Origin of the sequence: Nostoc sp. UHCC 0302 (assembly GCF_038096175.1) — a bacterium.
In the GTDB taxonomy this organism is placed as follows: Bacteria; Cyanobacteriota; Cyanobacteriia; order Cyanobacteriales; family Nostocaceae; genus UHCC-0302.
Genome location: NZ_CP151099.1, coordinates 5021377 through 5046328, shown reverse-complemented (window position 1 = coordinate 5046328; position 24952 = coordinate 5021377). Strand labels below are relative to the sequence as shown.

27 protein-coding genes and 1 pseudogene are annotated in these 24952 nt (G+C 41.2%); 19 read left to right on the top strand and 9 right to left on the bottom strand.

Annotated elements, in window-relative coordinates:
• Nucleotides 1–290 precede the first annotated feature (290 nt).
• From cysE to WKK05_RS21835, 10 genes are all read left to right on the top strand, one after another.
• Nucleotides 291–1031: a serine O-acetyltransferase gene (cysE, locus tag WKK05_RS21880; RefSeq protein WP_341525187.1), complete on the top strand. Its 741-nt coding sequence runs from the start codon at nt 291–293 to the stop codon at nt 1029–1031.
• Between the two features lie 113 nt (nt 1032–1144).
• Nucleotides 1145–1399, top strand: a complete 255-nt coding sequence (locus WKK05_RS21875) for an Asr1405/Asl0597 family protein (RefSeq protein WP_341531155.1) — start codon at nt 1145–1147, stop codon at nt 1397–1399.
• 297 nt (nt 1400–1696) lie between these two features.
• Complete coding sequence (locus tag WKK05_RS21870; RefSeq protein WP_341531154.1) at nt 1697–1894, top strand: DUF2949 domain-containing protein; 198 nt, start codon at nt 1697–1699, stop codon at nt 1892–1894.
• A 370-nt stretch (nt 1895–2264) separates the two neighbouring features.
• Complete coding sequence (nifV, locus tag WKK05_RS21865; protein WP_341525186.1) at nt 2265–3395, top strand: homocitrate synthase; 1131 nt, start codon at nt 2265–2267, stop codon at nt 3393–3395.
• Nucleotides 3385–3672: a nitrogen fixation protein NifZ gene (locus tag WKK05_RS21860; RefSeq protein WP_341525185.1), complete on the top strand. Its 288-nt coding sequence runs from the start codon at nt 3385–3387 to the stop codon at nt 3670–3672. The genes nifV and WKK05_RS21860 overlap by 11 nt, the downstream gene beginning before the upstream one ends.
• Nucleotides 3647–3850, top strand: coding sequence for a putative nitrogen fixation protein NifT (nifT, locus tag WKK05_RS21855; RefSeq protein WP_341525184.1), 204 nt, complete (start codon nt 3647–3649; stop codon nt 3848–3850). The genes WKK05_RS21860 and nifT overlap by 26 nt, the downstream gene beginning before the upstream one ends.
• Before the next feature lie 95 nt (nt 3851–3945).
• The gene (locus WKK05_RS21850) at nt 3946–4485 is read left to right on the top strand and encodes an NAD(P)H-dependent oxidoreductase subunit E (protein WP_341525183.1); all 540 of its coding nucleotides are present in this window, start codon (nt 3946–3948) and stop codon (nt 4483–4485) included.
• A 121-nt stretch (nt 4486–4606) separates the two neighbouring features.
• Nucleotides 4607–4852 (top strand): hypothetical protein, encoded by a 246-nt coding sequence (locus WKK05_RS21845; RefSeq protein ID WP_341525182.1) that lies wholly within the window; start codon nt 4607–4609, stop codon nt 4850–4852.
• On the top strand, nt 4852–5154 hold the full coding sequence (locus tag WKK05_RS21840; RefSeq protein WP_341525181.1) for a type II toxin-antitoxin system RelE/ParE family toxin: 303 nt from the start codon (nt 4852–4854) through the stop codon (nt 5152–5154). The genes WKK05_RS21845 and WKK05_RS21840 overlap by 1 nt, the downstream gene beginning before the upstream one ends.
• 141 nt (nt 5155–5295) lie before the next feature.
• A complete protein-coding gene (locus WKK05_RS21835; protein ID WP_341525180.1) occupies nt 5296–6423 on the top strand; it encodes a PD-(D/E)XK nuclease family protein in 1128 nt (375 codons plus the stop codon).
• A gap of 77 nt (nt 6424–6500) precedes the next feature.
• On the opposite strand, the gene WKK05_RS21830 is transcribed toward WKK05_RS21835, so the two are convergent.
• Nucleotides 6501–7406: a beta-1,6-N-acetylglucosaminyltransferase gene (locus WKK05_RS21830; protein WP_341525179.1), complete on the bottom strand. Its 906-nt coding sequence runs from the start codon at nt 7404–7406 to the stop codon at nt 6501–6503.
• 147 nt (nt 7407–7553) lie between these two features.
• Nucleotides 7554–8945, bottom strand: a complete 1392-nt coding sequence (locus tag WKK05_RS21825; protein ID WP_341525178.1) for a 1-acyl-sn-glycerol-3-phosphate acyltransferase — start codon at nt 8943–8945, stop codon at nt 7554–7556.
• A gap of 197 nt (nt 8946–9142) precedes the next feature.
• On the opposite strand from WKK05_RS21825, the gene WKK05_RS21820 reads away from it, so the two are divergent.
• Together WKK05_RS21820 and WKK05_RS21815 are read left to right on the top strand one after the other, a co-directional pair.
• Entirely contained in the window at nt 9143–10957 is a 1815-nt protein-coding gene (locus WKK05_RS21820; RefSeq protein ID WP_341525177.1) for a proline--tRNA ligase, read from the top strand.
• Between the two features lie 405 nt (nt 10958–11362).
• Nucleotides 11363–11974, top strand: coding sequence for a GerMN domain-containing protein (locus tag WKK05_RS21815; RefSeq protein WP_341525176.1), 612 nt, complete (start codon nt 11363–11365; stop codon nt 11972–11974).
• Nucleotides 11975–12059: 85 nt separating this feature from the next.
• Here the strand turns inward: WKK05_RS21815 and WKK05_RS21810 are convergent, their stop codons facing one another.
• From WKK05_RS21810 to efp, 3 genes are all read right to left on the bottom strand, one after another.
• The gene (locus WKK05_RS21810) at nt 12060–12407 is read right to left on the bottom strand and encodes a metalloregulator ArsR/SmtB family transcription factor (protein ID WP_341525175.1); all 348 of its coding nucleotides are present in this window, start codon (nt 12405–12407) and stop codon (nt 12060–12062) included.
• Nucleotides 12408–12484: 77 nt separating this feature from the next.
• Nucleotides 12485–13039, bottom strand: coding sequence for an acetyl-CoA carboxylase biotin carboxyl carrier protein (accB, locus tag WKK05_RS21805; protein WP_341525174.1), 555 nt, complete (start codon nt 13037–13039; stop codon nt 12485–12487).
• 108 nt (nt 13040–13147) lie between these two features.
• The gene (gene efp, locus WKK05_RS21800) at nt 13148–13705 is read right to left on the bottom strand and encodes an elongation factor P (RefSeq protein WP_341525173.1); all 558 of its coding nucleotides are present in this window, start codon (nt 13703–13705) and stop codon (nt 13148–13150) included.
• Nucleotides 13706–13937: 232 nt separating this feature from the next.
• Between efp and WKK05_RS21795 the strand changes: the two genes are divergently transcribed.
• Complete coding sequence (locus WKK05_RS21795) at nt 13938–15044, top strand: peptidylprolyl isomerase (RefSeq protein WP_341531153.1); 1107 nt, start codon at nt 13938–13940, stop codon at nt 15042–15044.
• A gap of 105 nt (nt 15045–15149) precedes the next feature.
• On the opposite strand, the pseudogene WKK05_RS21790 reads toward WKK05_RS21795, so the two are convergent.
• Nucleotides 15150–15722, bottom strand: a pseudogene (locus WKK05_RS21790) (Uma2 family endonuclease).
• Nucleotides 15723–15915: 193 nt separating this feature from the next.
• Between WKK05_RS21790 and thiL the strand changes: the two are divergent.
• Nucleotides 15916–16941, top strand: coding sequence for a thiamine-phosphate kinase (thiL, locus tag WKK05_RS21785; RefSeq protein ID WP_341525172.1), 1026 nt, complete (start codon nt 15916–15918; stop codon nt 16939–16941).
• Nucleotides 16942–17056: 115 nt separating this feature from the next.
• On the opposite strand, the gene WKK05_RS21780 is transcribed toward thiL, so the two are convergent.
• Nucleotides 17057–18070 (bottom strand): type I glyceraldehyde-3-phosphate dehydrogenase, encoded by a 1014-nt coding sequence (locus WKK05_RS21780; RefSeq protein ID WP_341525171.1) that lies wholly within the window; start codon nt 18068–18070, stop codon nt 17057–17059.
• Between the two features lie 116 nt (nt 18071–18186).
• Nucleotides 18187–18813: a nicotinate (nicotinamide) nucleotide adenylyltransferase gene (gene nadD, locus WKK05_RS21775; protein ID WP_341525170.1), complete on the bottom strand. Its 627-nt coding sequence runs from the start codon at nt 18811–18813 to the stop codon at nt 18187–18189.
• Between the two features lie 403 nt (nt 18814–19216).
• On the opposite strand from nadD, the gene murC reads away from it, so the two are divergent.
• The 4 genes from murC to WKK05_RS21755 all read left to right on the top strand — a co-directional run bounded on the left by murC (nt 19217) and on the right by WKK05_RS21755 (nt 23009).
• Nucleotides 19217–20680 (top strand): UDP-N-acetylmuramate--L-alanine ligase, encoded by a 1464-nt coding sequence (murC, locus tag WKK05_RS21770; protein ID WP_341525169.1) that lies wholly within the window; start codon nt 19217–19219, stop codon nt 20678–20680.
• A 116-nt stretch (nt 20681–20796) separates the two neighbouring features.
• Complete coding sequence (gene murB, locus WKK05_RS21765; RefSeq protein ID WP_341525168.1) at nt 20797–21798, top strand: UDP-N-acetylmuramate dehydrogenase; 1002 nt, start codon at nt 20797–20799, stop codon at nt 21796–21798.
• Between the two features lie 295 nt (nt 21799–22093).
• On the top strand, nt 22094–22441 hold the full coding sequence (locus WKK05_RS21760; protein WP_341525167.1) for a YbaB/EbfC family nucleoid-associated protein: 348 nt from the start codon (nt 22094–22096) through the stop codon (nt 22439–22441).
• 82 nt (nt 22442–22523) lie between these two features.
• Nucleotides 22524–23009 (top strand): low molecular weight protein-tyrosine-phosphatase, encoded by a 486-nt coding sequence (locus WKK05_RS21755; RefSeq protein WP_341531152.1) that lies wholly within the window; start codon nt 22524–22526, stop codon nt 23007–23009.
• A gap of 67 nt (nt 23010–23076) precedes the next feature.
• Here the strand turns inward: WKK05_RS21755 and WKK05_RS21750 are convergent, their stop codons facing one another.
• Nucleotides 23077–23760 carry a response regulator transcription factor gene (locus WKK05_RS21750; RefSeq protein ID WP_341525166.1) on the bottom strand — a complete coding sequence of 228 codons (684 nt, stop codon included), beginning with the start codon at nt 23758–23760 and terminating at the stop codon, nt 23077–23079.
• Nucleotides 23761–24337: 577 nt separating this feature from the next.
• On the opposite strand from WKK05_RS21750, the gene smpB reads away from it, so the two are divergent.
• On the top strand, nt 24338–24805 hold the full coding sequence (gene smpB, locus WKK05_RS21745; protein ID WP_341525165.1) for an SsrA-binding protein SmpB: 468 nt from the start codon (nt 24338–24340) through the stop codon (nt 24803–24805).
• Nucleotides 24806–24952 lie beyond the last annotated feature (147 nt).

The following is a 24952-nucleotide window of genomic DNA, read 5'->3' as shown; positions in this document are numbered from 1 at the left end:
TCGCAAAATATCTTGCCTAAATCGTTGCAAAGACTTACAGGCAAAGCTATTCCTAATGAGTACAGAAATTCTTAACCCCCCACCCTAAGAATACTAGTACCCCCATGCTGAAACACTAGCACCCCTACCCCAAGATAAATTTTAAATTTACCTTAAATCGGGGTTTCAGGCTATGAGTACAACCTTAATCAATCCAATAAATCCAATCAGCATCTAGTATATTGTCCCCTTTGGAGTCGCCTGATATAAGCATAAAAATAACAGATGGCTCTTTTTACCAGACAGTACCGATGCAACAGTCTTTAGACAGTATCAGCAATCCTCAAACTATAAACACACAGAATTCTGCACATACATCCGTGGTAAAAAATCTACTCTCTGGCGTTTTTTTTGAGCCATTATTGAGTGATTTTTGCATTATATTTGAGCGCGATCCCGCAGCACGTAATTGGCTAGAAGTTGTGTTTTGCTATCCTGGATTGCACGCTCTATGTTTGCATCGTCTCGCTCACTGGTTACATGGTCGAGGAGTGGGTTTTATTCCCCGCTTAATTTCTCACATTGGGCGGTTTTTGACAGGAATTGAGATTCACCCAGGTGCAAAGATTGGTAAGGGTGTGTTTATCGACCACGGTATGGGCGTTGTCATTGGTGAAACTGCCATTGTGGGAGACCATACACTAATTTACCAAGGCGTTACCCTTGGCGGAACTGGGAAAGAAAGTGGTAAGCGTCATCCGACGTTAGGTAACAACGTTGTGGTGGGGGCGGGTGCGAAAGTTTTGGGGAATATTCAAATTGGCGATCGCGTCCGTGTTGGTGCAGGTTCAATTGTTTTACGCGATGTCCCTTGTGATTCAACTGTTGTAGGGATTCCCGGTCGGATTATTTCTCAAAAAGAAACCGCCAGCCTTTGTCCTCTAGAACATGGAAAGTTACCTGATTTGGAAGCAAGTGTGATCCGCTCGTTGCTTTCCCGCGTTGAGCAACTCGAACAACAATTGCAAACTTTAAAAGTCAATAGTCAATAGTTATTGGGCATTAGTTTTGGATAAATAACTAATGACATAGACGCTTATGCGGCTTCCCGCAGGGTAGGACAAATAACAAATGACACAAGACAATGGACAAAAGACAGATGAGTATGTTACCACCTTGTAGTTCCGATGCCTTCGATCAAGTTTTGCAGATTCCTTTATGCGATCGCTGGCGAATTTATTACCGTTTGCAAGAGTTGATGATTCCTTGTTCCTGTCCCCCCGATGGTTCTTTACGAGTGCAAGTAAATAACTTGCTAGAAGCGATTCTGATTCGCAGTATACTTATGCAATTTCTGGCATCTCGCCACGAATTAGTAGATTGGCTAGAGCGTTGTTGGTGTTACAGTGATGAACCCTGAATGTTTCTCGAATACTTAATCGATACAATTTCAGGGCTGAAGCAATAACGCAAGCATTATTCGCATTGTTTGCATAGATGCATAAACCTATTTTAGGTTTAGAAGTTGAAGTTACTGTCTCTTAACGAATTTTGTTGCAGACTGATGTAGTTTAGCCGAGTTTCAGATTTTGTTCAGTCTCCTAAATCTGAAATTATCCTGACATCTGCCTCTAATTAAAAAGGCAAAATTGCCAAGTAAGACTTGGAATTGAAAATTTTTAATTCTATCCTAGCTCCAGAACTTAAACGTCCGATTATGTTAACCCGCAACAGTGATATAAAATTTCTCAATTTTTTACACAATGAACTCGAACTTTCAAAAGCCGATATTGCTACAGCACTACGACACCGTGAGTTAAATAATGGCCCTTTAGCAATGCTTCTTTGGCAATATGGTCTAGTCAATTTAGAGCAGCTAGAACGAATTTTTGATTGGCTAGCAGAACAACTATAGCTAATTTAAACCCTTTGGAATTGCGTACTATCGCTTACCTTCACTACACAGAAATACTCTAAAAATACGAGGTTGCAACAATGATTTCTACTTTAATTGCTGGGTTCACTCTCTTACTTTGTTCAGCATTTGCTAATAGCTACATAAGTTGCTTGCTACTCGAAGAGATTTCAACTGACAACAGTGAAAAACATTCGTAAATGATACAGGGTTTTGGTTCTTTGCCATACAGATGTGGTATTTCTAATTCAGTCATAATCAAGAATGAAAAATACTGCATTATGAGTTGTGATATTTATAGCATTTACCATCACTAGGAATAGTAAAGAGAAAGGATATTAAGAAATAGTTCCGAAAGAGGAAGTTTGCAATGAGTCAAATCATAATTAATGACACTACATTACGTGATGGCGAACAAGCAGCAGGTGTTGCCTTCAACTTAGAAGAGAAAGTTGCGATCGCTAAATTTCTTGACGCCATTGGTGTGCAAGAATTGGAAGTCGGGATTCCGGCAATGGGTGAAGAAGAAACTCGCGCCATATCTGCAATCTCTGACTTAGGTTTGCAAGCTAAACTCTTGGGTTGGAATCGCGCTGTCATCTCAGATATTAAGGCTTCTATTGCCTGTGGTCTGAAGCGAGTGCATATTGCTATTCCTGTCTCTGGTATCCAAATCGCTGCTAAATTTCATGGTCAGTGGCGAGTAAGTTTGCAAAAGCTCCAAGACTGTATTAGCTTTGCCGTCGATAAAGGTCTTTGGGTAGCAGTAGGAGGAGAAGATTCTTCTAGAGCTGATGAAAACTTTCTTTTAGATGTAGCCCTCTATGCTCAAGAATGGGGTGCATCACGGTTTCGCTTCTGCGACACTGTAGGAGTTCTCGACCCCTTCACCACTTACACAAAAGTCAAGGGACTCGTATCATCTTTATCAATTCCTCTTGAAATTCACACCCATAATGATTTCGGTCTAGCAACTGCTAACGCCCTTGCAGGTGTGAAAGCTGGAGCATTATCTGTGAATACAACAGTTAACGGTTTAGGTGAAAGAGCGGGTAATGCAGCTTTAGAAGAAGTTGTCATGGCTATTAAACGCATCTACGGCGTTGATTTAGGTATTCATACTCCGAGTTTGCTGGAATTATCTCAATTAGTTGCTTCAGCATCAGGTGCTAATGTCCCACCTTGGAAAGCAATTGTCGGAGAAAATACCTTTGCTCACGAGTCTGGGATTCATGCTCACGGTGTACTGCAAAATCCTATTACTTACGAACCATTTGCGCCGGAAGAAGTAGGTTGGGAACGGCGTTTAGTGCTTGGTAAACATTCTGGTCGACATTTAGTGTCTAACTTATTAGAGCAGTATGGGATCTTCTTAAACTCACAAGAAACCCAATATATTTTAGACGCAGTGCGCCAACAATCTGTACAGAAAAAACGCAGCTTGACGACAGAAGAACTTTTGAATTTGGTAAGAGAACAGAGGTATTCTCATGCAACGTGATGAATTAGAACTAAACTTGCCACCTGCTTTTGAAATTGGTGAAAAAGTCAGAGTTCGTAAACTGCTAAAAAACGATGGTACTTTTCCTGGCAAGGAAGTCGGCCAAGTTTTAGCGAACAAAGGAGATATTGGTTACATAGCGAGTATAGGCACATATTTGCAAACCTCCTATATCTATGCTGTGCATTTCTTAGAAACAGGGTTTGTCGTCGGCTGCAAGAAAAAAGAACTAGAATCTGTTGAGGAATCTCATGAAAGTAATGCTACGGATGAATGACGCCGGCACTTTAGTAGTATACGTTGCTAAAAAAGACCTTGAGGAAGAAGTTGTTAAACAAACTGATGGAAATGACGGTAAAATTCTCACCCTAGCAAATGGTTGGGAATTGGAATTTCGTGATTTGCCAGACATAGCAAATTTACCTCAAACTGTAGAAGCTAAACGGCTTGCTTAAAATCAGTTATGAGTTAAGAGTTGTGAGTTATGAATTTTAACTCCTAACTCCTAACTCTTCACTCCTCACTCCCAACTCCTAACTTTTTATCAATCATGGGTGACAAATACTTGACGTTATCAAAATTAAACCTTGAGGGAGAGTTTTTAGGTTTTGTTGGTGATGAACCAGGAAAATGTAAATACTTGCAGTTAGCAACTCCATCGGGAAATATGCAAGTTAAACTGCCTAAAGAGTTACGCCATTCTTTGGGTTTATCTTTAGTTTCTGGTGAGCAAATTCGCGTTTGTGGTCACAGTAAGTTAAACTCGCGTACAGGTACAATTCAACTCAAAGCTTATCAGGTAACATCAATTGGTACTTGCCCAAATGAAATACCACCTCCTCAACCAAAAGCGAGGATTATGGTATGTCAAAAGTCCGGTTGCCTCAAGCGTGGCGGTAAGGGATTGTTATCAGAGTTAGAAAAAACTTTGTGCGATCGCGGTTTGTTAGACAAAGTTACAATTGAGCATACTAGTTGCCAAAAATGCTGTAGTAGCGCACCCAACTGTGTTTTACAGCTTGGTAAAAAGAAATACAAAAATATTCATCCAGATGCGATCGCATCTTTGCTAGAAAATCACTTAACTTAAGTTACAAAAAGATTTGTCATGTAATTACACAGGTGGAAAGGGTACGCTCTTCATCCACCTATTTTTTATGCAAAATGTTAAAATTAATAATACGAAAAATAACAAAACCAATTGGATAAAAATGCCAGCCATTGTTAAACTACAACTATCTGTGGAAGCTTTAGCAGAAGTAATATTTTCTCTGAATTTAGAAGAAAAACGTCAACTTCAAGAGATAATAGAGCAACAAATTTTTGCAGCCGAGGAAGCGCTGTATGAAGATGATGCAGAAACACAGGCAGAAATTCAAGCAGTTCGTGCTGAATATGCGGTTGGTGAGTACGTGACTATGGATGAATATCTTACTAAGCGCTCAAATCAAGGATAATGAGCTACATCATCATTATTTCAAAGTCAGTGCAAAAGCAGATTGACGACTTGCCAAATGATGTTAAAGAGCGTATTTTTGAGAAAATCCAAAATCTTGCAAATGAACCACGTCCCGATGGTGTTGTCAAATTAAAAGGCTCTGATAACGAATATCGTATCCGGGTTGGTGATTATAGAGTTCGTGATGAAATTGATGATGAAAGTCAACTAGTGCAACTTTTGCAGTGCAAGCATCGAAAAGATGTTTATAAAAAACTATTTCTAAATTTAACTATTATTAAAAAATATACGACTTTGTAGGGGTAAAAGTTTTACCCCTATTTTTCGTTGGTATTGTTTGTGTAGAACTCTTGTCAAACTGCGATCGCTCAAGTTAAAACTGATGCAATATTAGCAAATACACTTAGCTATTTCATTTACTAGGGATAGCTTGAATTTGATATGTCTTTATTTACAAACTTACTCAATCTACATTCAGCGAATAAACCATTAGAAGATTTTTTCACTGAAATTGTTGCCTATTTTTTATCTCTTAACAATGATATTTTACTGAGTTGGCTAAAATATCATTCAATCATTAGTGATAATAGTTATTACAGCATCAATATTTCAATCCAAAAAGCATATCAAGCGTTACCTAACCATACTGAAGATAGTAGATTTGATATAGTTGTTGAACTTTCAACTGGCTTCAATACAGATGTAATAATTATTGAATCAAAAATTGGTTCTAAGGATGGTAATAATGCTTTAAAAAAGTATACTGAACTTTTGAGTAGTTTACCAAATGCCAGACAGAGAACTCTAATTTATATCACCCGTGATTATGACCCAAAAGAAAAAATTAAGGATTTTTGTATTAACTTATTACCAAAGGTAAATTTTTTCCAGCTGAGGTGGTATCAGTTTTATAGTTTTTTAGAAAAACGTGAATCTGATATTTTAGGTCAAGAAATACTAATTTTTATGAGGAATAATAGAATGGCTCACAATAATCAACTTTCATCTATTGACATATTGACAATGGTGAATTTTAACAAAACCCTCAATTTTATGGAATCAACGCTCAATGAAGAAGTACAGCACGAATTCAAGCTAGCTTTTGGAAGTATGATCAAGCCAGTAGCAAGTACAAGTATGACTCAATGGAGATGGCACAGTAGATATATTATTTATACTAAGTTTTCTAGCGATAATTTTTGGTGTGGTCTGGGATACTTCGATTTAAATCCAACTAATTTAAATGATTATCCATATTTAGGTATACTTTTGGAAGTTTCTCCTGGTTTTGTAGAACGCCCTAAAATTATTGCAGCTATGCAAAAAGTAGTTAACGACAAACCCGATATATGGACTCCTCTTGATTTAACAGTTATACCCGCATGGTCAGCTATATTTTATAGAAAAAGCGTACAAGAATTTTTATCTGAAAAAGACCAGTTATCTGTTATAAAAAGTTTTTTCATAGAGTCCATCTATGAACTAAAAAATATTCAGCCATATTTTGATTTTCCTTGGAAGGATTTAGCTATAGAACAACCTATAAACGAAATTATAGCAGAAGAGTAAATATCATATCGTAAAAAAGCAGAGAGGTTGAATTACAACATCTCTACACATAAAAAATCTGTACTTTTTTTAATGATTTAGGATTCCTTGATCCAATTATCAATAAAATCAGTTAGTTCTAAGCTTTCATCCTTAAACTTCCTGGCAAATAGAAATTCATTACTTGTGTTGGTGTTGGTTGCAATAATTTTATCTTTACTTAGGAGAATTTGTAACTGTTCCATATCAATAAATTCAGGATTTTTAAGCTTTTTCCATTGGGCAAATGTCAAATTTTTTGCAGCTTTTGTTCGGAACTTTGAATTTCCTATTATTGTGTGAAAAAATGACTCATCCGGAGACCATGTATTTTTAAAGAAATTCACTATTTCAGGATTTGTTTCAGTAAACGATAATATGTATTGACATGCATCTGCTGACAATACCCACCATGTACTTCCTCCATATGGTTTCAGATTTCCCAGAACTTTTTTGTAATTGCGTCTCCAACGTAAAACTTTGTTAATTAAAACATAAAGTACTAATTTTATGACTTTGTAAAAGCGTTCATTAGAAAGCGTTTGTGGTTGATACTTATAAAATCTTTCTAAAGTCTTACCTGCTTTTGGATTTGGCATTTCGACTAAATTAATAAACTCGGTTCCTACCCTTGCAGTCAAATAGTAGTTTATGTATTTTGCACTTTTTAATGGATAATCACTTCCACTCATTAAAATTAGATAATCAAATTTGTTTTGATTGTTTAATGCTTCTTTGATTAAATTTAGAATAGCTTCTACTTGAGAAAACTCTCCCCAATAGACAGATACTCTATTCTGAATGAATGTAACATTTTGATGATTAATTTTTTCTAAAAAAGGCAGGTTGTCACTTTTATAGTCTATATGTATGAAGAAATGAACATCAGGACTGTTAAGAGCATTGATTAGCCTACATAAATGGTTAGGAGTATTATGTGCCAATACTAAATATGCCAAATTCATAATTTTTTGCTAGGGCTGGAATGAACGATGTAACTATTCATAAGCTGAGCAGCAATCACAAAGATTAGAAAATCTTAACTGGTTAATAATCTAGTTAGAATTGCTGCGTTTGTGCTGATCTGATGCTACTATATGATTTTCTCGTAGCTAAATTAAACTCTCCATCGCGTGTTGTAAATCATTTGTTACATCAGCAACAGCTTGTTTTGCACTTAAGCGATTACCTTTATACGCTGGGTAACGCTCAGAAATAGATATCGGTTCACCTACAGATATTTTTACTTGCTGTTTACCCAATTGCGGACGCTGGACAGTTCTGTTGCCTTTAATTTTGCCAATCATTTGCCATAAAATTAGAGTAGTTTCAGCAAACCTTTCTGCTGTCGGATTTTCGCGAATGTAATTACCAGAAACGGCAACAAAACTTTCTACTAAACGCATATGCCACATCCGAGCATTTGCTTCTTCAGCAACGCGATCGCCTAAAGCACGTTCTATATCGGATAATGTTTTCGCATCCTTAAAATCTTCTCTAAATATATAATTCCAACCTACCTGCTCAACTCGCCGACAACGGTCATTTAAATTACCTTTAGATTGCAAATCAAAATACTGCTCTGATATGAGTAAGGCTACATTCAACAAAGCTTGTAAACGATGTGCCAAAACCTCATTTCTATCTGTGATTTCACCAGTTACAATTTGGGCATCTGGCAGCTTTTGATGATAGAACCGCGTGTAAAATTTTTCCATTAACGATAGTAAATGTTCTGCCAAAGTTAACAACCGTGGATAAAGCGACTCCACAGAAGAAACATTAGCTTGTTCTCTAGGATTGACAGGTAAACCACTAGCAGCTTCTAATTCACTTAAAAGATTAGCGATCGCTTCCCAAGGAGCATCAACGTAACTATATTTAATTCCAACTGGTACAATTAAAACCTGTTCAGTGCGTCCAGCTTTGTGCAAATCTTCAGCACACCAAAAACCTAATTGCGCGATTCCAGGTTCTAGGGGACTAATAATCTCCGATAGACCGTTCGTAGCACCTTCTGGCGCAGCAGCCATCGGGAATTTTCCATTGGCAAACAACTCACGTGCTGAACGTAACCCAGTCCAGTCAGCCTTACCGCGCTGAATAGGAGTCCCACCCAAACGCGAAGCAATCCAGCCAACATGAGAACCTGCCCAAAGAGGAATGCCGCGATCGTAGAGAAAATGAGCATGAATTGGATACTGTAGTGCTGTGCCTTGCTCTCGTGCTACCTTTGGCACGAGTTGCGAAAGCAAGTACTCTAAACAAAATGGATCATCTGTTTTAGGATGGCGAAATGCCAGCAAAAAGCGAACCTTACCTTCCTGAAATTGGCGATAGAGATCCACCAAAACCTCTACATTGTCTGCTTCAATTTGGGTAATAGGTGTTTGCCAACGTATCCAGCTGGGTAGCAACAGATGGACAGCTTTTAACAACCAGGGGTTAAACGCTGGAGGAATAAATTCTAAAGGTGGCTGTGCTTGATAAATTACATCTGACAAGGTAGTTTGCTCCTAAAATTGCAGGGACTGGGGACTAGTGACTGGGGACTGGGGACAACGGGGAGAATTAACTTAGCACTTAGCACTTTCAAGTCAGAAGGCTATAAGTAAAAATGGAAAAGAAATAAGACTTTATATTTTGTACTTCGTACTTCACACTTCATACTTTATAAGTGATTCTAGAAAAGGAATAAACGATGCGACTGTCACAAATTTTATTCGTTACACTCCGGGATGATCCAGCTGATGCTGAAATTCCCAGCCATAAATTATTACTCCGTGCAGGTTATATTCGTCGCATCGGTAGCGGTATTTATGCCTATCTACCGCTGATGTGGCGGGTACTGCAAAAAGTTTCCCAAATTGTCCGGGAAGAAATGAACGCTACAGGCGCACAAGAATGTTTGTTACCTCAATTACAACCCGCTGATTTGTGGAAAGAATCAGAACGCTGGGATACTTACACTAAAGCTGAGGGAATTATGTTTTCCCTTATTGACCGCCGCGAACAACAATTGGGATTAGGCCCGACTCATGAGGAAGTAATTACTGCGATCGCTCGTGATATGATTCGCTCTTATCGTCAGCTACCGTTGCACCTCTATCAAATTCAAACTAAATTCCGGGATGAAATTCGCCCCCGCTTTGGTTTAATGCGCGGACGAGAATTTATCATGAAAGATGGCTACTCTTTTCATGTAGATGAAGCCAGCCTCAAAAAAACTTACCAGGATATGTACCAAGCCTACAGCAATATCCTGCGGCGTTCCGGTTTAGCTTTTCGCGCAGTCGAAGCTGATTCTGGTGCAATTGGTGGTTCTGGTTCTACAGAATTTATGGTACTGGCGGAAGCAGGTGAAGACGAAGTTCTCTTCACCGAAGATGGCAAATATGCCGCCAACGTAGAAAAAGCGGTTTCTTTACCAGCCGATGCCGAAACTTCACGGTTTACAAGCTATGAGAAACGCGATACACCTGGAACAGAAACTATTGAAAAGGTGTGTCAATTTCTCAAGTGTTCTCCTACTCAATTGGTGAAAAACGTCCTTTATCAAACAGTTTATGATAATGGTATGACGGTGTTGGTATTGGTGAGCATCCGAGGCGATCAGGAAGTTAATGAGGTCAAGTTGCAAAATGAATTGACCAAATTAGCCCCTAATTACGGAGCTAAAACTATTATTAGTTTAAATGTACCAAATGCTGAAGCGCAGCAAGTATGGACAGCTAAATCTTTACCTTTAGGCTACATCGCACCAGATATCGCAGATGAATATATAACAGCTAATAAACAGATCCATCCTAAGTTTGTCCGCTTGGTAGATAAAACAGCTATTGATTTAAAAAACTTTGTCACAGGCGCGAATGAAACTGGCTTTCACGTAGTTGGTGCTAATTGGGGTGAGCAATTCAAACTACCAGAACTAGTAGTGGATATACGCAAAGCTAGACCAGGCGATCGCGCCATCCACAACCCCGAACAAGCCCTACAGAGCGCCCGTGGAATTGAAGCAGGTCATATCTTCCAATTAGGCACAAAATATTCCCAAGCAATGGGAGCAAATTATACCAATGAACAGGGTGAGGAAAAACCGCTATTCATGGGTTGTTTTGGTATAGGCGTATCACGACTAGCACAAGCTGCCGTCGAGCAATCTTACGATAAAGATGGAATTATTTGGCCAGTAGCGATCGCACCATACCACGCGATTATTACAATTCCTAACATCAATGATGCTCAACAAGTCGCAGTAGCCGAAAAACTCTACACAGAACTTAATCAAGCCGGAATCGAAACTTTACTTGATGACCGTGATGAAAGAGCTGGGGTAAAATTCAAAGATGCTGACTTAATTGGCATCCCATACAGGATTGTAACTGGGCGAGCGATCGCCAATGGCAAAGTCGAAGTTGTAGAAAGAGCAACTCGCAAATCTCAAGAAATTGCCATTGATGAAGTTGTATCTATACTCAAGCAATGGATTACAACAGCAATAGAGGTTAAAAGTTAAAGGGCATAGGGGAGCCAGTCTCGTGGGCGGTGAGTGCAGCCACACGTGCGGCTTTGCCGCCGAGTGGACTGCTGAACCCGGAGGGCTCCGTCGACTTGAGAGAACTGGCGTCATGGGGAATTGGTTATTCTCCCTCATTCCCCCACTCCCCATTACCCATTATCCCCAGGGGAGCCCCACCTTCCCCACTCCCCACTCCCCATAATCTCAGCACTACGCAAGTGACGGACTACAAGCGCAAATTCTAAAATTAGATCAGGGATTAGCAAGATTAAAATTAATAGAATTTTAAAGCATAGAGCCTCAGCTAGCTTTTAGGAAACTCTCTACTTGTAAGTACCGTCCTTAACCAGGCTACCCCTCGTACAAAGACTATTTCAGCCCTCAGTCAGGAAGGTTTTGAACATGACAGACCAACAAGGATCTAAGCGTATAACTCCAGGTGTAATTGCAGTTGTCTCAGCTGCGGTTGTAGCCGTGGGTGGTGGTGTAGCTTGGGTTACTTCAAACTCCCAGAATACTCCTACACCATCTAGCCCCTCTCAAAGCATTGATCAGCCAGTACAGCCATCAACTAAGCAGCCTAGTAATGAGCAAACCGCTAACATTTATTGGCTAAGACCAAAAGACAAAAGTGTTGATTTGGTTCCGCAGCCAGTTAAAGTAGCTGCTACACAGCCCAACCAAGCTTTAGAAGCAGCTATGCAAAGTTTGTTAGCAGGCCCAACAGAAGGAACAAATTCCACAACTATCCCCAAGGGAACCAAGCTATTAGGGCTGAAAGCAGACAAGAACGAAATTCACGTTAATTTATCTGAAGATTTTACTACTGGTGGCGGTAGTACCTCAATGATGGGTCGCGTAGGACAAGTCGTTTATACTGCTACAACATTAAATCCCAACGCCAAAGTATACATTGACATCAACGGCAAACCATTAGATGTTTTAGGTGGTGAAGGCGTAGAGTTACAACAACCGCTAACTCGTGAAAGCTTTAAAGAAAACTATCCGCTTTAGAGAAGTGAGGAGTTAGAAGTTAGGAGTGAGGAGTTAGAAGTTAAAACTCATAACTCATAACTCGTAACTCATAACTTTCTTGAGTTCAAAGCTTCGTATTTAATACACGAAAATTACGGGCTTGCTGTTCTAACCTTGTAGCAAGGCGATCGCAAACCCGATTACACAAATCAAAAATCATTTGGTCTTCCACTCGGTAGTAGGCACAAGTTCCTTCACTGCGGCGGCTAAGGATTCCTGCTTGCCACATTACCTTCAGGTGCTTAGAGACATTTGCCTGAGATGTCTGTGTTGCCTCCACCAACTCTTGGACGCATTTTTCTTCCTCCCGCAGTAAGTGCAGCAGCCGCAGGCGCATCGGTTCACTTAACAGGCTGAAGTATTCAGCTACTTGTTGCACCACTTCTGGCGGTACAGGCAACGCTTGTTTCATCAGGATTAACCCGCAAGGACTGAAAGTTTTAAAGATGACTCATTAGATGATGACTCATTTCATATATAGATTAATACTTAATCAGGGTTAATTCGCATTAAAGGCTGACCATATTCTACAGGGTCACCATTCTGAAGGAGAATTTCCATCACCTGTCCAGAAATTTCGGCTTCAATTTCATTCATCAGCTTCATGGCTTCAATAATACAGACTGTTTGACCTTTACGGACGCGATCGCCCACTTCTACAAATGGTGCTTCCCCTGGTGCAGGAGCGCGATAAAACGTTCCAACCATTGGGGAAGGTACTTCTACTAATCTTTGGTCAATTGCTGAGGGAGGATTTACCGATTGCAATTGCGTCCCAGTTGCAGCATTATCAAAGACGCGACTTGTCCCCACCTCTGTTAACGAAGGTGCTACCGTCTGGGTTCCTGTAGCTGGAACCGATGAAAATCCCGAACCAACCACACCACCTAAACTCGGTTGACCTAGTGACGCTAGATGATTATTAAAACTAACAGCCTTACGTACCGTTAGTTCAAAGTCGTCGCTTTTGAGCGTTACTTCTGCAATATCTGTTTGTGCAATAGTTGCTAGCAGTTGGCGGATTTCATTAAAGTCCAATGGCACAGTTTTTATTACCTCGACCTATGAGTAAATTAAAATTTTAAGTGTGGCAGGTGTTTAATCCCTATCAGGAATTGAAATCGGGAGCAGCCAGCTCAGTAGAGATAAAAATTATTCCCTACTGATATATTTATCTTCCTGCGTATCAATTCTGATACGTTCTCCTTGGGAAATAAACAAAGGAACCATCACAATCGCTCCAGTTTCTACCGTGGCTGGTTTTGATCCACCTGTAGCAGTGTCACCTTTAACACCTGGGTCTGTTTGAATAACTTCCAGAACTACAGATTTAGGTAATTCTACCCCTAATACTTGGTCATCCCAACGGATAACTTCGGCTTCCATTCCTTCTTTGAGGTATTTTACGCGATCGCCAATTTGCGTCGCGCTCAATCTGCTCTCTTCATAAGTTTCCATATCCATAAAAACGAACTCATCGCCCTCTTTATAGGTATGCTGCATGGTGCTTTTTTCTAGATTGGCTTGCGGTACTGATTCACCCGCACGGAACGTTCTTTCCAGCACCTTCCCTGTTTGAACGTTTTTTAGTGTTGTCCGCACAAAAGCAGAACCTTTGCCTGGCTTAACGTGGAGGAATTCAATCACTCGCCAGACAGAGCCATCTAATACAATTGAGACACCAGGTCGAAAGTCGTTACTAGAGATCATGAAGCTTTTAAATATTGGAAGACAATCGGCATTTATTGTACCCTTCAAGGGTCGTCATTGAGTAATTAGTCAAAAGTAGAGACGCGATTAATCGCGTCTGTACAACAGTCCAAAGATTGACCCTTGACCCTTGACTCTTGACTGTGGACTCAACACGCAGTACTCCTACTGTGGGAAGATGATTGATGGGTTACGTCCAGTCAACAATTTGATGCTGCATTTGAGCCATCCAATGTTTAACTTGTTAAAATCCTGGCTGAAGAACAGCCTAATGACAATACTGCTGCTAACAATATTTTTAGGCATGACTACAGCTGGGTGGACTCCCTCCAGTAACGCTGCACTGCCAGCGGGGAATGCCATTACTGACGGCAAAGCTCTATTGCGGTATGCACTCCCGATAAACAATAAACCTGTGCGGGAACTGCAAGCTAGCTTAGAAGACATCTCTAATCAGCTGCGGGCGAATCGGCGGTGGGGTGCTATTTCTAAAGACGTGAGCAAAGCATCGCGGATTCTCGATAAACCCTCCCAAATCTTAACAAGCGTTCCTGAAGAACGCCAACCCCAAGCCGAAGCTTGGATTAATGAATTAAAATCTGGTGTGGGTACATTACAAGAATTAACGAAAGTTAAAGATAAAGAACAAATTCTCCAAGAAAGAGCCAAACTACTCAATCTCGTCACCCAGTTGGAAGAGTCAATGGTGAAGGAATTTCCTTTTGAAGTACCTGCCCAGTACAGTAATCTACCTCAACTTAAAGGTAGAGCTACTGTAGAAATCAAAACCAACAAAGGCGACTTAACTGTGGTGGTGGACGGTTACAGCGCCCCTGTAACTGCTGGTAATTTTGTAGATTTGGTGCAACGCGGTTTTTATAACGGCTTAGAATTTACCCGTTCTGAAGAATCTTACTTTCTGCAAACTGGAGATCCACCAGGGAAAGAACAAGGCTTTATTGACCCAACAACGGGCAAATATCGCGCAATTCCTTTAGAAGTCTTGGTTGAAGGTGATAAGCAGCCTACCTATGGCATAACACTAGAAGAAGCAGGTCGCTATATTGATATGCCTGTTCTCCCTTTCTCTGCCTTTGGTGCATTAGTCCAAGCTCGTCCTGAAAGTGAAGTAAATGGGGGTTCTTCCCAAATTTTCTTCTTCTTATTTGAACCAGAACTCACTCCCGCAGGACGCAATTTATTAGATGGTCGCTATGCCGTTTTTGGGTATCTAACCGAGGGCAAAGAGGTTTTGGACAAACTAAAGGCAGGTGACAAAATTGAATCGGCAACAGTTGTCCAAGGTATAGAAAATTTGGTTGAGCCGCAAGCGGCTTAAGAACAGAGTAGGGAAGATGGGAAGAGTGGGGGAGAATAACTTCTGTCTCCTGACTCCTGTCTCCTAACTCTTATGCTTAATCAGGTGCAAGTTAAAAATACTAGCTTAACTGAGATTGCCTGCGGTCAATACTTCGTCAACTGCGATCGCTAATTCTGGAAAAGTCCGCGATACAATCTGCTAAGTGGCTGTAAAAACTGTTTCTTCGTACAGTCCCTCTTCTAGTAATAACACTGTAATTTTGTCTGCCAATGGATCTACAATCCGATACTCAGGAACCCCCAACGCCGCATATTCAGACCGCTTATAACGATAATCCCCTTTGGTTGAATCTGGACTAGTTAGCTCTACAACCATTAGCGAAGGGGACTCAAAAACTGCTGATACATTGAGCAATTCTTTAGCTTACTCTTGCGTCACCACAGACAAGTCAGTCAACCTAGATTTATTTCTCCCCGTCCTTACCCCAGTCTCCCGAAAGCACAGCCAACGAGCATTACAACGCTTGATTTCTGCATCCAGCACTTGCTCAAGTAACTTGGCAATTAGGAAATGTTCAATCATAGGTGGGTTCATTAAATCCAGCTTGCCATCCACCAGTTCATAATGAAAACCATTGCCATCATCGTAGGTTAAGTACTCCTCAAAAGTGAGGTTAGTTACTGGTGTAGCGACCATCCCAACTGACTCCTAGACGATATCATTATCCTAACCTTAAGGAGCGCTGAGTTAGGAGAGACGCAATTATACTCTTACGAGAAGCCGCTCTTCGAGCGTCTACGCGTCTGTACAGGAGTTATTTGTCCCCCATCTCCAAATTAGTGCTGAGTGCTAAGTAGAAAAACAAGTTGAAAGTTGGGGACTACCGACTGTGAACAGTGAATCATCTTCCCTACAAGTTAAAGATATTGGCGAACAAGGTCTTTTAGAAAAATTGCAGCACTTTTGTCCCCCAGAAATTATCGGGGATGACGCGGCGGTACTTGTGTCTGCACCAGAGCAGTCTTTAGTGGTGACAACAGATTTGTTGATTGATGGCGTGCATTTTAGTGATATCACCACTTCCCCAGAAGATGCTGGATGGCGGGCGGCGGCGGCAAATTTATCAGATTTAGCAGCAATGGGCGCTTCGCCTTTGGGAATAACTGTTGGGCTGGGACTCCCTGGTGAAATCATGGTGAGTTGGGTTGAGCGACTATACCAGGGAATGACAGAATGCTTGCAACAATACAATACCCCAATTGTTGGGGGTGATATTGTGCGATCGCCGATCACCACTATTGCAATTACTGCTTTCGGACAAGTTCACCCTCATCAAATTATCCGCCGTTCTGCTGCTGTTGTCGGGGATGCGATCGTTGTTACGGGTGTTCACGGAGCCTCTCGTGCTGGCTTAGAATTGCTATTACATCCCGAATTAGGGCAAAGCCTTAACGATAAGGAAAAGACACTGCTAATCAAAGCACACCAGCGCCCCAAACCACGATTAGATGTCTTACCAATCCTCTGGAAAATTTTAAATTCTCACTCTCTCCCCTTTCCCATCGCTGGGATGGATAGCAGCGATGGTTTGGCAGATGCTGTTTTGCAAATCTGCCGCGCCAGTAGTGTTGGCGCTGTTTTGGAACGTAGCCAAATTCCTTTACCAATGGCTTTTGAGCGCTGGCTGCCACAAGAACAAGCGCTGGAATATGCTCTATATGGTGGCGAAGACTTTGAATTAGTGCTGTGTTTACCCCAAGAGTCAGCCCATGATTTGGTGCAACAGTTAGGCCAAGGCGCTGCGATCATTGGAAGGATTACACCAGGATTAACAGTAGTATTACATGATGAGCAAGAAAAATTCCCTGACCAAGTTCTGCATCTTAGCCAGGGATTTCAACATTTTAGGAGTTAGGAGTGGAGATGCGATTATACTCTTACGAGAAGCCGCTCTTCGAGCGTCTACGCGTCTATACAGAAGTTAGGAGTTTTAATTCCTCACTCTTCACTCTTAACTCTTAACTTTTTACTTAATTCCACTTCTCGGCTACCAATTCCGCTAAATCTAGAACTCGCTGGCTGTAACCCCACTCGTTGTCATACCAAGCCATGACTTTCACTAAGTCATTGCCCAAGACTAAAGTCAAGCTGGCATCGATAATTGAAGAAGCGTCACTACCTTGATAATCAGACGAGACCAATTGTAGTTCGCTGTAATCCAAGATGCCTTTGAGTGGGCCTTCAGCCGCTTCTTTGAGAGCTAAGTTAACTTCTTCAGTAATAGTACGCTTCTCAACCTGAACCACGAAATCTACCATTGAAACGTTCGGGGTAGGTACACGTAAAGCAACACCATTCAGCTTGCCTTTGAGGTCTGGGATTACCAGCGCCACTGCTTTTGCCGCACCAGTGGAGGTGGGTACAATGTTTATGGCTGCTGCTCTCGCCCGTCGCAAATCTCGGTGAGAAGCGTCTAGCAAGCGCTGATCACCTGTATAGCTATGGGTGGTGGTCATCGTACCTTTAATGATGCCGAATTTATCATTCAACACCTTGGCAATGGGAGCCAAGCAGTTGGTAGTACAGCTGGCATTACTAATAATATTGTGTTTGTTGTGGTCATAATCATGATGATTTACACCAATCACAAACGTGCCATCTTCATTTTTACCAGGAGCGGTAATTAAAACCTTCTTGGCTCCAGCATTCACGTGCTTCAACGCGCCTTCTTTGCTGGTAAATACTCCCGTTGCTTCGATAATTAGGTCAATTTCCCACTCTTTCCAGGGCAAGTTTTCAGGGTTGCGATCAGATACGCACTTAATGGTCTTACCGTTAACGATGATCGAGTTATCATCCGCAGTAATGTCAGCATCCTTTAACTTCCCTAGCATCGAGTCATATTTCAGCAGATGAGCGTTGGTTCTAGGGTCTGATGTGTCATTAATAGCTACAAGGTCGATTTTGCTATTTTCTCTACCTACCCAACAGCGTGCAAAGTTACGTCCAATACGCCCGAAACCGTTGATTGCAACTCTAATCACAGTATCTTGCCCTCTGTATTTATGCCTATAAGTTGATATCGTTGACCCCAATCATATCGCAAAGGGGGGGATCACTTATAACCATAAAGTGCTGAATCAATAAAAAAACACATAATTTATTCAGATTTATTTGAGTAGAGGTTCTTCTGAGCGATGTAAAATCTGACCGATTCCGGTAGTAAATAACGTATAGACTGGCGCTCGCCACAAAATTTGCGAATTAGACTTGACGAAACTCCTACTAAAGGGATATTCAAGAATTGCCACTGAATGGTATACGATCGCTCTTTTAATTCTTCTTCGACTTGCTTGCAGATTAACTCGCTTTGAGCTATAGTCTCACCACCTAGCAGTCGGGGTGCAATTAACCAATCACACATTTGTGCTAGTTCGTGTCCACGATACCAACGGGGTAAGGTTTGGAAGGCATCCAAACCTAAAATCCAGTACCAGTGAGTATTTGGGTAAAAAGCAGATAAGTCGAACAGGGTGTTAATAGCATAAGAAGTCCCAGAGCGATTTACCTCCACCAGTGAGACAGAAAACGCTGGATTATCTTTTGTAGCTAAATGCAGCATTTCTACACGATGCTCAAACAAAGCTGCTTCTTTATGAGGAGGATTTAGCGATGGCACCCAAATTACCTTTTTTAAAGGTACTTGATGCAAAGCTCTCTGGGCTAGAAGTAGGTGTCCCCAATGAATTGGATCAAATGTGCCACCAAAAATTGCTAGTTCCTGCATCCAGTTATGCCTGGGTTTATGCAATTGAAAAATAGTTTCATTACCAATGTACTATTGAAGTCAATTCGCGCCTAGACTTGATGCAAATTAAAATCAGTTTCACTAACAATGTATTATCTTAGGCAAATCCAGTAAGGTAACCCAAAATATGTATTTGACATTACAAGAATTTCTGTCCCGATGTGACGGAAATTTTCCGAATAATCTTAAGAACACTTTAGAAATAGCAAAAACCTCCACGAAAGGTAAAATCATTCTGAACAAGCCAAACCAAAGCAGAAAAATCAATTGAGCTTTAAATAAGAACATGACACAAAAGCAGTTACGGTAAAAAACAAATTCCTGTTATGATACGCGTGTCATTTGTGATTCTGGTGTGGTGTGGTGTAATGAGGAGTAATAAATGAATAATTCTGTAGATTTTAGCGGTAGACCATTTCATTTCATTGGGATTGGTGGTATAGGTATGTCTGCTCTGGCATACTTACTGGTAAAGCGCAATTTGCCAGTTTCCGGTTCGGATATTCGTCCTAATCACATCACCCGACATTTGGAATCTATCGGATCACATATTTTTGATAAACAAGAAGCTAGCAATTTTGAATTCTTTCATCCTGATGCAAAAAATAATGGATTAGGATTAAATACTCAACAAGAATTATCTGTTGTTGAACTTGCAAAACTGCCCCAAGTCATTTGTTCAACAGCAATTAACACAAGTAATTTGGAATACAAAGCAGCCCTAGAATTAGGCTGCCCAATTTTCCATCGTTCGGATGTCTTAGCAGCCTTAATTGCAGATTATTACAGCATAGCCGTAGCAGGAACTCATGGCAAAACTACCACAAGTTGCATGATTGGTTATATGCTACTGCAAGCGGATCTAGACCCAACGATTTTAGTAGGTGGCGAAGTCAATGCCTGGGAAGGCAATGCTCGGTTGGGGCAAAGTCAATATTTAGTAGCCGAGGCAGATGAATCAGATGGTTCTTTGGTAAAACACGCTCCAGAGATTGGCATTATTACTAATATTGAACTAGATCATCCTGACCATTACGATACATTAGAAGAAGTAATTGATATCTTTCAGACATTTGCCAAGAGTTGTAAGACATTGATCGGTAGTATTGACTGTGCTACAGTACGCGATCGCCTGCAACCAACCTTGAGCTACAGCTTACACTCAGAGACCGACGCTGACTACACCGTTACTAATATTGACTTTCGTGCTGATGGCACTACAGCACTAGTTTGGGAACGAGGCAAAGCTTTGGGCGTATTGAAATTGCGACTGCTTGGTCGGCACAATCTCAGTAATGCCCTAGCAGCAGTGGCTGTTGGTCGAGCCTTGGGCTTAGAATTTGGAACAATTGCTAAAGGTATTGCCACCTTTGAAGGCGCAAGACGCCGCTTTGAACTTCGGGGTGAAGTGGATGGTATTACCTTCATAGATGACTACGCCCATCACCCCAGTGAGATCCGTGCTACTCTTGCCGCAGCACGTTTACAAGCAAGACCAGGGCAAAGAGTTGTTGCCATCTTCCAACCCCATCGCTATAGCCGCACGCTAACCTTTTTAGAAGAATTTGCTCAGTCCTTTACTCATGCTGATTTAGTTGTACTGACTGATATTTATAGTGCAGGAGAACCAAATTTAGGGCAAATTAGTGGTGAACATCTGGCAGCGGAAGTTGCTAAGCAACATCCACAGGTAGTTTATCAAGCAAGTTTACCCTCAGTATGCAAATTCTTGCTGCAAACATTGCGCCCAGGAGACTTGGCGCTATTCCTGGGAGCGGGTAACTTAAACCAAGTGATTCCCGAAGTAATTACAACTCTTTGTGAGCCTGCTAAAGCTACATCCTAAGTTGCTAAGTTTTATTGCTCAGCAAAGTGCCTATTTAGCAACGGTTCCATTGATTTATCATAATGCCGTATTTTTACGGTAAAAGAATGTAAAAATTTTACCAATATAAAGTAAAAATGACAATTTCCCAGGCAGCTGGAAACGCCTGCACGGTTTCTGCTTTGAATACAAGGAAACAAGAAACAGCTAATTCGGTTAATAGCGAGGTGATTTATTTACCCGGCACTGATTGTGTGATCAAGCCCCAAGCTTCCTTGTCAGCGTTTACTTCCTACAGGGTTGGGGGAGCAGCCCAATGGTACGTTGCCCCCCGAAACTTAGAAGCGCTGCAAGCGAGTCTTAAGTACGCAAAAGAACGTGAGCTAACAGCGACAATACTGGGAGCAGGTTCTAACTTGTTGGTGAGCGATCGCGGGATATCAGGCTTAATAATTGCTACTCGTCATCTCCGGCACAGTCATTTTGACCCAAACACAGGTCAATTAACTGTTGCTGCTGGCGAATCGATTCCCAGCTTAGCATGGGAGGCAGCAGCACTGGGGTGGCAAGGACTAGAGTGGGCTGTTGGTATCCCTGGAACTGTTGGGGGTGCTGTCGTCATGAATGCCGGAGCGCATAATAGCTGTATCGCAGATATGTTAGTTAGCGCTCAGGTACTTGCACCCGATGGTACTTTAGAAACTCTTACCCCTGAACAGTTAGGTTACAAATACCGCACTTCATTACTGCAAGGTAGCAAATACATAGTTACTCAAGCTACCTTGCAATTAGCACCAGGTGCTGATCCAGCACAAGTGGTAGCAATCACCAAGCAACATAAAAAGCATCGCTTGACTACCCAACCATACAACTTCCCCAGTTGTGGCAGTGTGTTCCGCAATCCCAAACCTTATAGCGCTGGGTGGTTAATTGAACAAACTGGTCTAAAAGGTTACCAAATTGGTGGCGCACAGGTAGCACAACTTCATGCCAATTTCATCGTAAATCGTGGTGGGGCAAAGGCTAGTGATATATTTTGTCTTATTAGTCACATTCAACACCAAGTACAAGAACATTGGTCTATTTGGCTAGAACCAGAAGTCAAAATGATTGGAGAATTCCAAGGTGCTTGTGGATAGGGAGTGGGGAGTGGGAAATGAGGGAGCAGGGGAGAAATAACTAATGCCCTACTCTCTACTCCCCACTCCCTACTGGCGTGACCGGATTAAAATAGTGCACTATAAAATTCGTATTTTTCCTTAAAAATAGGGTTTTCCCGCAATTATCCATTCCATCATTTTAGCCTGGTCGGGCTACTACTCCCTACTCCCTACCTTATGATGCATTAATTATTGGTAAAAAAAGAGGCAAATTGCTCGCCGCATCTATAATTGAATTTGATTTGTTATTCAACGCAAACGCGGACAATCAATTATGACAGGAAAAGGACAAGGATTTGGCTTTGGCTTGGGAAAAATGAAGGAATTGGCCGAAGCTTTTAAAAAAGCACAGCAAGTTCAAGAAGGCGCAAAGCGACTCCAAGAAGAATTGGAGCAAATGGAGATTAAAGGAGAGTCTGGCGGTGGACTGGTAAAGGTAATTGTTAGCGGCAACCAAGAACCTAAGCGGGTGGAGATTTCCCCAGAAGCTTTAGGGGAAGGTGCAGAAGTACTTTCCGATCTTGTAACAGTGGCCATGAAAGACGCCTATAACAAGTCCACAGCAACAATGCGGGAACGCATGGAAGACTTGACAAGTGGATTGGAACTTCCTGGATTTTAGTCATTAGTCATTAGTCATTAGTCCTTGGTGATTAGCTGTGGACAAGTGACAAATGACTAAAGACAAAGGACAAAAAATATTTATGCCTTACAAGCTGCTGTTTGTCTGCTTAGGTAACATCTGCCGATCGCCATCGGCAGAAAATATAATGAACTATCAAATTCAGCAGGCAGGCTTAAGCGATCACGTCATTTGTGACTCTGCTGGTACATCTAGTTATCACATTGGTAGTCCACCTGACCGACGCATGAGTGCCGCAGCTGGTACAAAACTGGGAATTAAACTACGTGGTCAAGCCCGCCTGTTTGAAAAATCCGACTTTCAAAACTTTGATTTGATTTTGGCTATGGATCGAGAGAATTACAAGGATATTCTCAGTCTTGATCTAACTCAGCAATATCACCACAAAGTGCGTTTGATGTGCGATTTTTGCTCTCGACACACCTTAAAGGAAGTCCCAGACCCCTATTATGGTGGTCAAGAAGGATTTAACCAAGTTATTGATTTACTTGTTGATGCTTGTGAAGGTCTAGTCACATACATTTCCAGCCAACAGCCTATAAGCTAAAGTTATGATTTATGGGTAGGAGTTAGGATTTAGGAGTTAGCTCTTTACTCTTAACCCCTCACTCTTTTTATTCCACTAAACCGTGCTTAATTGCAAAACGTACTAATTCAGCTCGGTTATTAGTTGAAGTTTTTCTCAATAAACTGCTGACGTATTTTTCTACTGTTCGAGGACTCAGGTGTAGCTGAAGACCCATTTCGGCATTAGAAAGACCATGAGTTAATAACTCCAGAACTTCCTGCTCTCTGTGAGTTAGGGACGAGAGCATCTGAGATTTCGGAATTTGAGTCGAGAGAAAATTATGGGCATCCCCCCCTTTTGTTGAAGCGGAAATCCCCGAATTTTCCTTATGAGAAAAGCGAAACTCCGATTGAATGATTTGCGATCGCTCCAGAAGATTGCGAATTGCTGCTGCTAACTCTTCCAACTCAAAGGGCTTGGGTAAGTATAAATCACAACCTGATTGATAACCCAGAATTCTTTCCTGGGTCTTAGTTCGTGCTGTTAACAAAATTACAGGCAATAAACGGAACGCTGGTTGTTGACGTACCCGGCGCACAAGTTCATAACCGTTCATCCGTGGCATGACAATATCCGTCACAATCAAATCAGGATGGTACTCATCCACCATAACTAAAGCTTCTTGACCATCATCAGCCGTAATCACGGAATAGCCAGACAATTCAAGATAATCGCTAATAGATAGACGAGTGCCCAGGTCGTCATCCACTACAAGGATCGTCAAGGGCATGGACAGTACACCCCTAGTATTTTTTTTACTAAGAAATTGGCTTCTATAAGCACTATCAATGAACACAGGCAAAAAAAGTGTTCTTATGTTTCATACTATGACAGGATTAGCAGCTAATTACTGCCTGAGGGTTGATTTATGAAGAAAATCTTAAATCCTTTGGGCGCGTGAACTGAAGTGTAACCTACCTTTAGCTCTCTGTGCTTCTTGGGCATAGAGAGTTTTGTAATTCGTAACAAGTCAGCAATAAAAATAAAACAGATGCTCATCTTCATGTAAATAAATATTGGCTTAATCAACAATTTTCTTGCTTTTAAGTAAGCAGTATAAATAAACCTAACTACTTAGTATAACCTTATCGGCTCTGTATTGATTACTGAAAACTAATAAACCTCTGTGATGTTTATTGATTTCCAGTATCTTAAAGTTACTTGAAAACTTTTAATTGCGAACTTAGAAAAGTTAAATTAGTGATATACGGTTCAGCATTTTATAGTGGTTTAATAGCCCCTAGAAATTCATAAGCCGATTCCAACAATTTTTTAGGTAAGTTTAAGGCAAGGCATAAAAATTATCCATGAGTGACAAGAGCGAAGGTTACAAAGTTATTAGCGACAACCGTCAAGCCCGTTATTTATATGAAATTCTAGAAACCTACGAGGCTGGAATTCAGTTGACAGGAACCGAGGTCAAGTCGATTCGTGCCGGTAAAATCAATCTGCAAGATGGCTATGCTTTGCTTCGCGATGGTGAAGCATGGTTGATCAACGTGCATATCTCTCCTTATACCGCTAGTGGACAATATTTTAATCATGAGCCGCGCCGTACACGCAAGCTATTATTGCATCGTCAAGAACTCCGTAAGCTAATCGGCAAGGTAGAACAGCAGGGTTTAACTTTAGTCCCTTTGAAAATGTATCTTAAACGAGGCTGGGTGAAAGTGAGTATAGCTCTTGGCAAAGGTAAAAAGCTTCACGACAAACGAGATGACCTGAAACGACGTCAAGATCAACGGGATATTCAAAGGGCGATGAAAAGTTATTAAGCTTCAGTTTCCCCAAACTACCACACTAGGTTGAGAAATTAACTGTTGTAAAAAGCGCGTTGTATATCCTCAGCGTGAATTGACAAAATGCTCAGTTTATAGCCACAGATTGATTTTGCAAATTTTAGAACCCGATAGAGTGGTGAG